11 protein-coding genes are annotated in these 14226 nt (G+C 55.8%); 6 read left to right on the top strand and 5 right to left on the bottom strand.

Annotation, left to right across the window (positions count from 1 at the left end; genetic code table 11):
* Positions 1–54: 54 nt before the first annotated feature.
* Positions 55–1329: an efflux RND transporter periplasmic adaptor subunit gene (locus BGP77_RS15000; protein WP_108165517.1), complete on the top strand. Its 1275-nt coding sequence runs from the start codon at positions 55–57 to the stop codon at positions 1327–1329.
* On the top strand, positions 1326–4403 hold the full coding sequence (locus BGP77_RS15005) for an efflux RND transporter permease subunit (protein ID WP_108165518.1): 3078 nt from the start codon (positions 1326–1328) through the stop codon (positions 4401–4403). The genes BGP77_RS15000 and BGP77_RS15005 overlap by 4 nt, the downstream gene beginning before the upstream one ends.
* Positions 4404–4408: 5 nt before the next feature.
* On the opposite strand, the gene BGP77_RS15010 is transcribed toward BGP77_RS15005, so the two are convergent.
* Positions 4409–6193 (bottom strand): ABC transporter ATP-binding protein, encoded by a 1785-nt coding sequence (locus BGP77_RS15010; protein WP_108165519.1) that lies wholly within the window; start codon positions 6191–6193, stop codon positions 4409–4411.
* 85 nt (positions 6194–6278) lie between these two features.
* Complete coding sequence (locus BGP77_RS15015) at positions 6279–7490, bottom strand: MFS transporter (protein WP_108165520.1); 1212 nt, start codon at positions 7488–7490, stop codon at positions 6279–6281.
* A gap of 177 nt (positions 7491–7667) precedes the next feature.
* Between BGP77_RS15015 and BGP77_RS15020 the strand changes: the two genes are divergently transcribed.
* Positions 7668–8897, top strand: a complete 1230-nt coding sequence (locus BGP77_RS15020; protein ID WP_108165521.1) for a sugar MFS transporter — start codon at positions 7668–7670, stop codon at positions 8895–8897.
* Here BGP77_RS15020 and BGP77_RS15025 read toward each other — a convergent pair.
* Positions 8835–9410 (bottom strand): mechanosensitive ion channel domain-containing protein, encoded by a 576-nt coding sequence (locus tag BGP77_RS15025; RefSeq protein WP_108165522.1) that lies wholly within the window; start codon positions 9408–9410, stop codon positions 8835–8837. The genes BGP77_RS15020 and BGP77_RS15025 overlap by 63 nt on opposite strands.
* A 140-nt stretch (positions 9411–9550) precedes the next feature.
* Between BGP77_RS15025 and BGP77_RS15030 the strand changes: the two genes are divergently transcribed.
* Positions 9551–10249 (top strand): VC0807 family protein, encoded by a 699-nt coding sequence (locus BGP77_RS15030; RefSeq protein ID WP_108165523.1) that lies wholly within the window; start codon positions 9551–9553, stop codon positions 10247–10249.
* 37 nt (positions 10250–10286) lie between these two features.
* On the opposite strand, the gene BGP77_RS15035 is transcribed toward BGP77_RS15030, so the two are convergent.
* A complete protein-coding gene (locus BGP77_RS15035; protein WP_108165524.1) occupies positions 10287–10601 on the bottom strand; it encodes a hypothetical protein in 315 nt (104 codons plus the stop codon).
* A gap of 152 nt (positions 10602–10753) precedes the next feature.
* Complete coding sequence (locus tag BGP77_RS15040) at positions 10754–11395, bottom strand: hypothetical protein (RefSeq protein WP_108165525.1); 642 nt, start codon at positions 11393–11395, stop codon at positions 10754–10756.
* A gap of 237 nt (positions 11396–11632) precedes the next feature.
* Between BGP77_RS15040 and BGP77_RS15045 the strand changes: the two genes are divergently transcribed.
* On the top strand, positions 11633–13198 hold the full coding sequence (locus BGP77_RS15045; protein WP_108165526.1) for a PAS domain-containing methyl-accepting chemotaxis protein: 1566 nt from the start codon (positions 11633–11635) through the stop codon (positions 13196–13198).
* Between the two features lie 61 nt (positions 13199–13259).
* Positions 13260–14156 (top strand): chemotaxis protein, encoded by an 897-nt coding sequence (locus BGP77_RS15050; protein ID WP_108165527.1) that lies wholly within the window; start codon positions 13260–13262, stop codon positions 14154–14156.
* Positions 14157–14226 lie beyond the last annotated feature (70 nt).

A 14226-nucleotide genomic window follows, 5' to 3' on the forward strand; every position in this document is an offset into this window, starting at 1 on the left:
GATTCTTTTTAATACGACTGGCCGGTCAGCATCCTGGCACTTTGGGAGTAGTGAATGAAGAAGCAGTCAATCATTGTCGCAGTCATTCTGGCCGTCGGTGCCGGCGGCTATCTGCTCATGAGCAGTCCAATCGGCTCAGACAGTGGCGCGCAACGCGGCGGTAACGCTGCCATGAGTATGCGTGCCGGCCTCGCTGGCTCGCGCTGGGGGCGCAGCAATGCCAGCAGTAACACTCTGCAGGTTGAAGCCATCGATGTTGAATGGGGCGACAACGCACCAACCACACCGCTGCTCGCGCAAGTCGATGCTAAACGACAAGAAACGCTCACCGTTCCCGCCGAAGCCCGCGTGATCGACATCGCCGTGCAAGCGGGCCAGTTGGTCAGCGCCGACGACGCCTTAATTGAGTTAAACGCCGACTCGATCGAATGGACCTTACGTCAGCAACAAGCCGCCGTCGCCCAGCAGGAAGCGGCCATTCGCATCGCCGAGCGACAGCATCAAGTAGACCAGGCGGCGCTCGATAACGCCCGCGCCAGCTATCAACGCGAAGTGGCCTTGAACGAGCAAGGCTATTCCAATGCCGCCAGCTTACAGACCGCAGAAGAAGCCTTACGCAGCGCCGAGTTAAGCGTTGATGTGTATGCCGACGAGTTAATACAGCAACAAGCTGACCTCGAACAGGCACGCATCGCTCTGGAACAAGCTCAAGCCGATGCAGATGACTTACGGCCTGTGGCGCCGTTTGACGCCGAGGTGGTCAGCATCAATGTAGCCACCGGTGCACGCTTACCTGCCGACACCGATCTGATGACTTTAGTGGACCGCAGCTCACTCTTTGCCCGCACCCAGGTACCGCTGTCGGTGTATCGACGCATTCGCGGCCAAGCAATCGAAGCCGAAGCGATCATCGACGACACCCTCTATCCTCTGACCGTTACCAGTCTGGCCGCCTCGGCTGAGACCGGTGCGGTGGCACTGGAAGTCGCCCTGCCCGCCAATATTCCCGTGCTGATCAACGAAACCATTGAGCTGCAACTGAAACTCCCGGCAGTATCCAGCTACGCCGTTCCACAGGACGCCATCTACCAAAACGACCGGCTGTATCAGCTGATTGATGGCGCTTTGAGTCGGCAAACCGTGCAAGTACTCGGTTATCAGCAGCGCGACGGTAAACAGTGGGCCCTGGTCAGCTTCGAAGACGCCACCGACGCCCCCATCACCGTCCTGACGACTCGCTTATCGCAGCCCACAGACGGCACCCCCGTGACCCGGGTCGGTCACACTCAGAGCAACACCCTACCCACCGAAAACGGTGACGCCTCATGAACGGTTTTTACGATCAAATACTGCGTCATCGTCTGGCCGCCAACCTGATGATGCTGTTGGTGATTGGCGCAGGCATCTGGGGCTTACAATCGGTGCGTTCACAGCTGTTCCCAGACTTTGAGTTGCCGCTGGTGCGGGCCACGTTCAGTTGGGACAACGCCGACGTCGATACCATTCGCACCCAGTTGGGTGACCCACTCGATCAGGAGATGATGGACAGTGGGGATTTCGATTTCGTGCGCGCCGTTTCCTATCGCGGCGGTCACCGCGTCTTTGCGGCGGTCAAAGACGGCCTCAGTGTTGACGAGGGGTTTGCCACCCTCGAAGACGCCATCGATAACATCGGCCTGCCATCCAGTGTCATCATCGATGATCTGGAAAAAATTGAAGTCACCGAGCCGGTCGCTTCGGTGCTGCTGTATGGCGACCTGCCACGCAGTGATCTGGCCAGCCTGGGTTATCAAGCCCAACAGTCTCTGTTGGCGGAAGGCGTTGCGGTGGTTGAACTCTCGGGCGCGCCTGGCCGTGAACGGGTGATTGATGTCGATCTCACCACGCTCGGCTCCCTGGGTATGACGCTCGACACCCTAGCCGACCGCATCACAGCCCAGTTCAATGCCACGCCAGCGGGAACCCTCGCCGTAGGCGCAAACAGCACGTCACTGGTCACCGATTCACCAGACTGGACCGTCGACGCCCTGAACGAAGCCATCATCGCGCAAAATGCCGGTGGCGTGATTCGCTTAGCGCAGGTCGCACAAGTCCGCGAGGCTTACGACAACACGGATATTCTGCGTTACGACGGTATGCCTGCCATCAAACTGGAAGTCAGCCGAGTCGCCGGTGAAGACACCCTGGAAAACGCCGAATTGCTGGACAACTGGATGGCCGATTTTGCCGATGAATTGCCGTACGGCGTCGGCATGCACAAATACAACGAAATCTGGCAGGTCGTGCAGGACCAGCTCAACCTGGTGATCAGCAATGGCATCGCAGGGATGGTGTTGGTGTTGCTGGTGTTGTTTGTCTTCCTGCGCACACGCTTGGCGATTTGGGTAGCCGCCGGCATTCCGGTTTCCTTTATGGGCACCCTCGCCTTTATGGGTTACTCCGATACCACCATCAACACCATCAGCTTGTTCGGCTTTGTTATCGCCATTGGCATCATCGTCGACGATGCCATCGTGGTCGCTGAAGACGCGGCGGCGCTGGAATCTCAGGGTTTATCATCCGAACAGGCATCACGCACCGCGGCCAAGCGCATGATGCCCGCGGTGATCGCCTCCAGCCTCACCACCATTGCGGCTTTTATGCCGCTGCTGTTAATCGGTGGCTCTTTCGGCAACCTGCTGGTGGACATCCCCACCGTCGTCACCGCTGCCATCATCGCTTCGCTGGTGGAGTGTTTTATCATTTTGCCGGGCCACCTCGGCCACAACGGCAAAACCAAACCGATGGGTGTGCGGCGGCTACAGTTCGAAGAGGCCTTTCATCGGTTTCGTGATGGTCCGTTTCAACGTCTGGTCAAGCAGGCGCTGGGTCAATCGAGCATCTTTGTGGCTGCCATTTTCGCTGTTGCCTTACTAACGCTGGGCGCGGTGACCAGCGGCCGCATTGAGTTTGAACCGTCGCCATCGCTGGATCAGCCAACCATGAGTGTCACCCTCGACCTGCTCGATGGCACCACGCTGGCAGAAGCGGAAAGCGCTCTCGACCAGTTGCAAGCCGTGGTAGAAGACATCGACGCTTCGGTCGGTGGTGGCCTTATCGCCAACATCGTTCAGGAATTTGAAAGCGTTGATGAACCCGACCGCGCCTCCCTGGAACTAACCCTTACCAGCGATACCAATCGCGCACTGAGTAACGCCGACGTGCTGGAACGGGTTCAGAACGAATTCGAACTGCCACCGGTGGTGCGCGCCTATTCCAGCGGACGCTTTTTCCGCGGCCCAGGTGGTGGCGGTGACTTGGAAATCCGCCTGGTCGGCGACGATATCCAAGAATTAAAACAAGCCTCGCTCGCACTGCAAACGCAGCTGTTGAATTATTCCGATGTGCTCAGTGACATCACCGATGATTTACCACTCGACGGTCAGCAATATCAAATGAGCCTGACACAGGCAGCACAAACCGCCGCGGTCGATATGAACAGCGTGGCCAGCCAAGTCGCCGGTCAGTTGTCGGGGAAAACCCTGGTCACGGTGCAGGAAGGCGATCAGGAAATACCGGTGGTCCTGCAACTGGTTGAGCATCAGCGCGAAAGCGACGCCTGGTTGGAAAATCTGCCCATTCAGTTAAGCGATGGCACCACTCGACCTTTGGGGGGTCTGGTGAATTTCCATTTCGATCAGGGCCTGAATCGCATCACCTCTCGCAACGGCGAATTGGAGGTGGAAGTCACCGCGACCTACAACGGCGATCAGTTAGTCGACTTCTATCCGGAGTTGGAAAACACCGTCCTGCCGGGCATCAGTGCGCGCTTTGATGTGGACTGGTCAATCAGCGGCCAGGCCGAGGAGCTGGAATCTTTCTTCAGCGACACCTTGCTGGCGGTGAGTATTTCCATCTTGTTGATTTATCTGATTCTGGCCTGGGTTTTTGAATCCTGGCTATGGCCGTTCGCTATTTTAGTAACGGTTCCGTTCGGGCTGACGGGTGCCGTCATCGGACATTGGATAATGGGCATGCCGCTGTCCACAATTTCCGTGTTCGGCCTGATTGGACTGTCGGGGATTGTGATAAACGACGCCATTATTCTGGTCACCGTTTTCAGGCGACTGCATAACGATGGTTTGAGTCTTTACGACTCCGCCGTCGAAGCCTCACTGTCGCGGTTGCGCCCAGTCATTTTGACGTCAATTACAACTATGGCTGGCCTGATTCCATTGTTGTTTGAAACCAGTGTCGACGCGGCTCTGCTGAAACCCATCGCCGTGGGCATGGTGTTTGGGTTGGGTTTTGGCACCGTGCTGATCTTGCTATTGGTGCCCATTTTGCTGCTGCACATCGGCCGGCTCAAAGCGCGCATCGCCAGCCGTCGCGACGGTGGCGATATGGAAACCGTCAAGGTCTGAACCGGTCAGGCTGCCCCACCGGTCTGCACCTGCCACTGCGACCAGTATGCGCCTCGCTGAGCCACCAGCTCATCGTGGCGTCCCTGCTCAACAATACGCCCATGCTCCAGCACAAGAATCTGCTCGGCGTGAACGATGGTCGACAAACGGTGCGCAATCATAATCACCGTGCGCTCGTGAGAAATGTGTTTCAGTGAGCGCTGAATGGCCGCTTCGGTTTCGTTATCCACCGCGCTGGTGGCTTCATCGAGAATCAAAATGGCCGGATCTTTGAGCAGTGCCCGTGCCAGCGACAATCGCTGACGTTGCCCACCGGATAAACGCACACCGCGCTCACCCACGGCGGTGTCCAAACCATCCGGCAATCGCTCAATAAACTCCCAGGCTTCCGCCGTTTGCGCTGCCTTAATGACGTCTTCTTCATTGGCGTCCGGTCGTCCGTAGGCGATGTTCTCGCCAATGGTGCCTTCAAACAAAAACACATCCTGGCTAACCAAACCGATGGCCGAGCGCAGGCTGTGTAACGTCAGTTGTTCAATGGGCGTACCATCGACACGAATCTCACCGCTGTGCGGTTGATTAAAGCGCAGCAACAATTTTATCAGTGTCGACTTGCCTGAGCCGGTAGCACCCACCAACGCCACCGTGGTTCCGGGAGCCACGTTAAAGTTAACGTCATGCACACCGGCGCCAGTACGACCGTAAACAAAGTTCACCGATGAATAATCCACTTCGCCACGCACGGGCAAGGCCAAAGTCTGCGTGCCTTGATCGGGAATCTCTATGGGCGTTTCAATCAATCCCAGAATGCGTCGCACGCTGGCCATTGCCCGCTCATACAGGTCAATGGTTTGCGCTAATGCCGTTAGCGGCCACAGTAATCGCTGGGTTAAAAACACCAACACGCCGTAAGCGCCGACGCTGAGTTGCCCATCCAACGTCTGCATGCCACCAATCACAAAGGTGAATAGAAACCCGGTCAAAATCGCCATACGAATGATCGGAATAAACGCAGAACTCACGGCGATGGCATGACGGTTAGCCTCGGCATAAGCTTCGCTGTCGGCTCGCACTCGGGCCGCTTCGGTTTGCTCGGCGGTAAAGGCCTTAATGGTACTCATACCGCCAATGTTGTTAGCCAGCCGAGTGGCTAATCGTCCGACTTGATCACGCACCTTGGCATACAGAGGCGTGGCCCTTTTCTGGTAATAAAAAGCGCCCCAGATAATCAACGGTACCGGGGTAAAAGCAAGCACCGCGATCAACGGCGAAATCACAAAGAAGACCGCGCCAACGGCGACCACCGCCACCAGAATCTGAACCAGTTCATTAGCACCCCCATCGAGGAACCGCTCTAACTGATTAACGTCGTCGTTCAATACCGAAATCAACTGACCACTGGAGCGATTTTCAAAGAAACTTTGGTCCTGCTTCTGGATATGTTCATAGGCATCCTGGCGAAAATCGGCTTGCAACCGCTGCGCCAAGTTGCGCCATAAAATTTGATACAGATATTCAAACAGCGACTCACCGGCCCAGATGAAAAAGGTCAGCACAGCCAGTGCCGTAATCTGCGATTCTGGCGTCGCCAAGCCCAGGCGCGACACAAAGCTGGCTTCCTGATTCACCACCACATCAATGGCAATACCGATCAGAATTTCCGGGGCGATGTCGAATAATTTATTGATAACTGAACAGCTAATGGCACCAATAAGGCGAAGCCGATAACCCCTCGCGTAGCGCAACAAACGCAGCAAGGAACGAAAACTGGTCTGGGTAGCGTCAGACATACCTATCCTTAAATCAAATGAACAGCGCGCCAGTTACCCAACGCGCAATGAAAACAACACACTTAAATAACGCCATAGCGCCTGCTCAGGCAGCACGCAGCTGACCACTGGCATCCTGTTCACGAATCGGCCAGTGCAATACCGCGGCCACCAAGCCCAGAATAATGCCTGCGATCCAGATGCCGTCGTAATGACCGAAGGTTTCGTACAAAAAACCACCCAGCCATACGCCGCTGAAGCTGCCTATTTGATGGCTGAGGAACACCACGCCATAGAGGAAGGTCATATAGCGCGTACCAAAAAAAACAGCGACTAATCCAGATGTCGGAGGCACCGTTGCCAGCCACAAAAACCCCATGACCGCACTGAACACCAAAATGCTGACCAGACTGACCGGTGCCAGCAAAAAGGCAGTGATCGCCACGACGCGACCCAAATAAATAAAAGCCAGAATGCGCTGCTTAGGCAATCGCCCGCTTTGCACACCGGCCACGTAAGCGCCAATCACATTGCACAAACCAATCAGACTGATGCTCCAGGCACCCACCTTGGCATCAAAACCCAAATCGACCACGTAACCAGGCATGTGAACGGTAATGAACGCCACATGGAAACCGCAAACAAAGAAACCGAGCACCAGCAAGGTGTAGGAACGAACGCCAAAGGCGCGACGCAAAATTTGCCACAGTGAGGCGTCAATGGCCGGACTGGATGTGTCGGATGCGCCGCCATATGGCGCCAGCGGGATCGCCAACACAGCCATTGCCAGTGCTGATAAACTCAACCACTGCAGTGCCTGAAACCAGCCGACAGCATCGACCAGCGTCTGCATCAGCGGCACCACCAAAAACTGACCAAAACTGCCAGCGGCGGTTCCCAGTCCCAATGCCCAACTACGGCGCTCTTCAGGAACAGCGCGAGCCAGAGCCGGCAAAACAATGCCAAAGGCCGTACCGGCAACCCCGGCACCCACCAGCAAACCAGCCGTCGCGATAATCGCCCCGGTGCTCGCAGCGTAAGCCATCCCCGCCATCCCCGCGGCATAGCAAGCCACACCGGCAAGCAGGACTTTCAAATTGCCATAACGATCCGCAAGCCCGCCGGCGAGCACGGCAATCACGCCCCAAGCCAGATTCTGAATGGCCAAGGCCATGGAAAACACATCGCGCCCCCAGCCATTGGCCTGTGACATTGGCTGCATAAATAGACCAAACCCAGCGCGGTAACCAAAGGACAGCATTAACAGCAGACAGGCGCTGATCAATACAGGCAAAACCGGTAACAGACGACGTTTCATAATCAGGAAGGACTCCGCTTGGGCAGACAAGCGCCCGACAATAGCGCCAACAACTGGCACCGACAAGCCTGCTCTTGCAGTGGTCTGGCGCGTGGCGCTATAGTCCTGCGCCGCGGTCATCGCCCGCTTTGGGACAGGCCAACGGGTGTGTTGTATCCGAATATTCAGGAGGTGCCCATGGCGGCGAATCGCAATCTGTTACTGATTCTGTTGGCATTTATTGCCTTTATTTCTCTGGGTTTGCCCGATGGCTTACTGGGCGTTGCCTGGCCATCAATGCGCAACGATTTCAATCTGCCGCTGGATGCTCTAGGGACCTTACTGGTGGGTGCGACCACCGGCTATATGTTGAGCAGTTTTGTCAGTGGGGCGGTGAGTCGCCGTCTGGGTATTGGCCGCCTGCTGGCGGTCAGTTGCGCAACCACGGCCCTGGCCTTGATCGGTTATGCTTTAGCACCTTACTGGTGGTTGCTGATCGGTCTGGCATTGCTTCTGGGGCTGGGCGCGGGCGCTATTGATGCCGGTCTGAACAGCTATGTTGCCACTCACCACAGCGATCGAATGATGCAGTGGTTGCACGCCAGCTTTGGGGTCGGCGTTACCCTTGGCCCTTTGATCATGACGGCCGGTTTGAAACTGACAGGGAATTGGCAACCGGGTTACTGGGCCGTCGGTCTGGCACAATTGGGGTTGGCCCTGGTGTTCTTATTAACGGCGTCGCTGTGGCTTAAACGCAGCGATCGTGAAACCTCTGAAACGCCGGTACAACTGCATGATGACGCCGGTAAAGTCACCACAACCCGCCCTGACCTCGTGCAACCGGCCTCGCTGTTTACGTCCATGCGTACGCTGTCGGTCTGGCTCAGCATGCTGCTGTTCTTCTGCTACACCGGTCTGGAATTAACCATGGGTCTGTGGACGTATTCCTTGCTGGCTGAATCGCGCGGTTTCTCAGTGGCTACGGCGGGCCTTTGGGTCTCGATCTACTGGGGTATGTTTACCGTTGGCCGACTGCTGGCGGGTGCCTTTGCTAACTGGCTCGGTCACCAGCGGTTGATCTGGGGCAGCCTGGCGCTGGCCTTGATCGGCACCTTTTTGTTGATTTGGAATCCGATGAATGTTGTCGGTCTGTTCGCCATCGGCTTAATCGGTTTTGCGTTCGCACCCGTCTTCCCCGGGCTGGTCTCCGGGACGTTGCACCGCGTCGGCAAAGCGCACCAGGACAACACCATGGGCATGCAGATCGCTGCCGCGGGCATCGGTGGCGCTGGCCTGCCAGCGCTCAGTGGTGTTCTGGCCGCGCGCTATTCACTCGAAGTGGTTCCCTGGGCGCTGCTCGCCGCCTTATTGCTGTTGACGGGTTTCTACTGGCTGTCGCTCAGTCGATTCAGCCGCCACCGGAACTGAATCCGACTCGGGGGTCGGCTGAGCCTTTGGCACAGGTTTGATCACCGCTGCTTGCAACAGCAAACTGTTGGGATAGATCAGCTGATCGCCCTGTTCACGCCGAATCAGCACGTGAAACGGCGTTATCTCCTCGATAACGCCGCTGAGATCTTCGTCTTTAAAGACAATTTTAATGTTGTCGCCAATGCGAAACGGGAACTGAAAAAAGATAATAATACTGGCGGTGACATTACTGAGAATGGACCATTGCGCAAATAAGGCGACGCCCAGGACGGCAAAAAAGGACGACAGAAACAGTACAAACTGCCCATAGCCCACGCCAAACACCAGGCCGCAGGCGAAGGCATAGGCCAAAATATGAAAGAACTGCAGTGACTTACGAATCAGCGCCTTGCGCTGAATGGAAACGTCTTTGCTGTCGACGAACAGCGCCAAAAAGTACTTCAACAATCCCTGAGTCAGGAAAAAAGCCAGAGCGAGTACCGCCAAGGCCAGTAATAACCGCCACTCCATCTGTCCGTTCCATTCAGTTACCCAGCGTGATAATGCAACAGCCTAAAGATAACGGAAAGGCCGTCATGGCGGGATGTCGTCCGGCCCGCTTTTGCATACAATGCCAGCACCTACGATCAGAGAGATGAGAGAGCTGTATTTTGAGCAATGAACCTAAAAGCGGTGGTTTTTTTACCAACCTGCTGTTTAACATCTTACTGCCCGTCGTCATCCTGACGCGCTTCAGCGGCGAAGAGTCGCTGGGCCCGGTCTGGGGCATTGTCATCGCCCTGGCCTTCCCAATTGGTTACGGTCTGTGGGAAATGCGCCAGACCAACAAGGTCAACGTTTTTTCGGTCATCGGCGTGATCAGCGTCTTACTGACCGGCGGCATCAGCCTGCTGCAACTTGACCCTAAGTACATCGCCATCAAAGAAGCTGCGGTTCCGGCGTTGCTTGGCGTCGCCGTCTTAATCAGCCAGTTCACGCGTTTTCCATTGGTGCGCACCTTGATTTTTAATGCGCAGTTATTTGCCATGGATAAAGTCCAACACGCGCTGAAAGAACGAGGCACGGCACAATTATTGGAACGTCGGCTGCGCTTGGTCAGTTACATCATTACCGCCTCTTTTATGCTCTCAGCGGTATTGAACTACGTGCTGGCAAAGCTGATTGTCGTCAGCCAACCCGGAACCACGGCCTTCAGTGAAGAGCTGGGAAAAATGACTCTGTTGAGTTATCCGGTTATTGCCTTGCCATCGACCGTCATTCTGATGGGCGCGATCTTTTATTTGCTCAACCAGTTGCGCAAGCTGACTGGTCTGGATATGGAAGAGTTATTGGCTGAAAAAGCTCGCTAAAACCAGCCGCACCACCCTGGCGCGGCTGGCAGCGAACTCAGTGTAAGGTCGCGCTACCGGTCACACCGGCGCGGCCATACTCATCTGTCAATTCATGCACAGCACGGTGGCGTTCCACTTCTAAATCGACGGAACCGCCGTTTTCCAAATGGAAATCGTACAAAGTGTTAATAAGGGCAGATAGCACATCCTGGTTGTCTACCAGGCTGGTTGCGATACCGGACGCACAGAGAATGTCGTAAATCGGATCCAGATTGGCCTGAAGATCCCCCTGTTCATCGCGGCAGACGTCAAGAGCGCTGAAATCAAAATTTTCGGAAACGATCAGCTCGAATTCTTTTACATCATTCATAGCATCACCTCGCTCTTAATTAGGATGGAACTTAATTGGGATGGGATATGTGATCACCGTCGTTGGACGGGCACTGCATAGGCTCGAGGCCTCCTTTGTGATGACGTTGTTATAAGATTGATCATCATTCGGCGGAATGCAAGTCCAGCCGCTTAGAAGCGACAGGATTGACGCATGGGCTCTACCACCTCAGTGAAGCCGGTGAAATCAAAAACGGCGGTAATGGGGTCATCGTTATAAGGTCTGGTGCGAAAGACCATGGTGGTATGTCCCGCATCAATCTGCGCCGCCACTTGAGTGACAAACTCCGTCAATGTGAAGCCGGTATCGGGGCCATCCAGAATCGATGATTCACGGTAGCTGCCCGCCTGCCAACGCCCGGTCACCGGCGCTTGCTGGCCCAATCGGGTGGTCACTTCGGGACGACCACTGGGGAGAAAATCTTCCCAGCGCAGCGTCAGGGTATAGCGACCTGGAGCCGTGGAGTCGCACTGCCACAACAGCACAATCGGATCGCCGCGCCCGTTCAACCCTTGAGCGGATCGAATGGTCAACTGATGTTCGGTCTGACCGGTCAGCGGATCTGATGTGGCTTCGTAATTGAAGGCGGCGACTTCACGCTGAACGTTACCGCTGTAGGCTTCAGCATCGTCGTAGCAGGCATAGCGCCGCTCTCGGTTGTTCAACTCACGACAGTTACTGATGGCTTCGACAAAGGTTTCAGCGAGCGCCGCGGTCGAGCCGACGACCAGTGCTAGGACAGTAATCAGGCGAACGGACGTCGTCGTTGTCACAAAGGCTCCTTACACGATTCCCAGGCAGGGATAGTTCGATGTCTGCTCATCAATTGTAGCAGTCGGGACTCTACCGTTGACACAGCTCAATGCATTCAACAATTGAAGACAGTCTGTTCCCTGCAAACACAAGCATATCCATGCAAGTGTCGCTAAAATCGGCCTGGCGGCAGCCGATAGCTAATTGACTGAATTTTTCTAATAAGACCGCCACGACTCAGAGACCCGGATACTTACATGCGCAAAAATCTACCTGTCACCGATACCGAATACGAGCTGGGAGACGATCAGATCCTGATCTCTTCGACCACCGTTAAAGGCGTTATCCTACATTGCAACGACGCCTTTTGTGAGGTCAGCGGCTACAACCGGGATCAGCTGATTGGTCAGGCGCACAACCTGATTCGCCATCCGGACATGCCTCAGGCCGCATTCGCGAACATGTGGGAATACCTCAAAGCGGGCAAACCGTGGATGGGGTTGGTGAAAAATCGCCGCATCAACGGCGACTACTACTGGGTCAATGCCTACGTCACCCCAGTGACCGAAAACGGCAAGGTCATCGCCTATGAATCGGTCCGAGTAAAACCCAAGCGCGAGGACGTGAATCGGGCCTTTCGCATCTACCAGCGCCTGAACGCTGGCAAGCATCCGCTGTCCTGGCTGCAACGCATTCGCAAACGCATTGTGTTGTGGGGACCAAACAGTCTGGCGGCGTTTTTCCTGGCCGCTATCGGTTATGTCACCGGTGACTGGGTCAGCCTGGGTGCAGCCGCCGTGGTGATGACCGCCCTGAGCATCTTGGCGTATCGCCAACGCGAGCGGATTCTCAGCCGTATGAAGGAGCGCACGGCCGGTCAGTTCAGCGACCCCATTATCGCAATGACCTTCTCCGACGCGCCAGGCACCATGGCCGAACTGGAGTTGGCGATGGACAGTGCCAAAGCACACCTGCGAACCGTGCTGACGCGTATCGATGACGCCGCTGGTGGCGTCAACAACCAGGCCATTCAGTCGCGCAAGCTGACCGAAGAGTCGGTCACCGCTATTGACCAATTGCAAAGCGAAACCACACAAATCGCGGCCGCCGTTAACGAAATGGCCGCGACCATTCATGAAGTATCTGGCAACGTTCAGGACACCGCCGGTGAAGCCGACAAAGCGCACGAGCTGGCCGATCAGGGCACAGCCACCATCAGCCAGGCACGGCAAGGCATTCAAGAATTGGCGGAGGCCGTTGAGTCCATTGGCCAGACCGTTAAAGAGGTGGTGAGCGAGACTCAGTCCATTGCCGAAGCCGCTAAGCTCATTCAGGAAGTCACCGAACAGACGAACTTACTGGCGTTAAACGCAGCCATTGAAGCCGCGCGGGCTGGCGAACACGGACGCGGCTTTGCTGTGGTCGCTGACGAGGTGCGCTCATTGGCCATTCGCACCGCCGACACCACCACCCAGATTCAAACCATCATCGACAAGCTGAAAACCAAAACCGGCGATGCTGAAGCGGCCGCCGAACGCGGTCGCACTATTGCTGAAGACAGCGTCAGCCGCGTCGGTGAAGCCGATTCAGCGTTGCACGACATTGCCGCTGCGGTGGTTCGCATCACGGAAATGACCCACCAGATGGCCACGTCCATCGAAGAACAAAGCCAAGTTTCGGAAGAGATCAACCAACAGCTGACCCGCATCACTGGGCTTGCCGATCACAGCCTGGAACAAGGCCGACACTCCGTGAAAGGCGCAGAAACGCTGAGCGAGCTGTCCGATAAGATGCACGAACTGGTTGTGTTGTTTCGTACTTGAGTCACCGCGACTAAACTGTTTAACACCGTAACCGAGCCGCCTGCCAACGATAGGACGCAGTATGAATATCAAGGCCAACAAGCACGCTCAAAAATTGCTGCTGTTCTCGCTTACTGGCACGCAGAGCTTCGCCATTGGCACACTCAAGGTGCGGGAAATCATTCCCTACCGCGCGCTGTCCAAATTACCGCAGGACCATCCGGCTGTGCTGGGAGCGACAACGGTGCGCAACAAAACCATCCCGGTCATCGACATGGCGGCCGCGGTTGGCTATACACCGCTGAGCACCGAAGAGCTGGCCCAGTCGTCCATCATCATTACCGATGTGCAGCGTCGAGAAGTGGGTTTTCTGGTACGGCGTATTGAGAAAATCGTCGATACCAACTGGCGAGACGTCAAACCACCACCGGACATGCTCGGTAAGAACGCCTACCTGACGGGCCTGTTTATGGATGGCGATAACACAATCCAGTTGCTCGATGTTGAATTGCTGTTGTCGCGCATCTACCCGGACCCTCCCGGACGGCGATACGCCAACCTGACCGACGTGCAACGCGAACAGCTGCAACCGCTGAACATTCTGTTGGTTGATGATTCCCATGTAGCGCGCAAGCAACTGTCGGACGCGCTGGACCATCTGAACATTCCCTATCAGGTCACCAGTCACGGCCTGGAAGCACTGGAAGTGATGGAAAAAAACGCACGGGCTGGCAACGCCACCGACATTCTGGTCAGCGACATCGAAATGCCGGGCCTCGATGGCTACGAACTGGCTTTCAAGATTCGCGATATTGCTGAACTCAAGAAGACCTACATCATCTTGCACACGTCATTAAACAGCGAGATGAGCCTGGCCTACGCCAATCAGGTCGGCGCCAATGAAGCCCTCACCAAATTTGACGCCGATGAACTGGTTCATGCCATGTTGCGTGGCGCCCAGACAATGACCGGTGACTGACAGGACACTTGCCTGCGCGGTTCGAGGCGCCTAATATACTGTATATAAATACAGTTATTGGGCGAGAATT

It is taken from the genome of Saccharospirillum sp. MSK14-1 (assembly GCF_003054965.1).
GTDB lineage: Bacteria > Pseudomonadota > Gammaproteobacteria > Pseudomonadales > Natronospirillaceae > Saccharospirillum.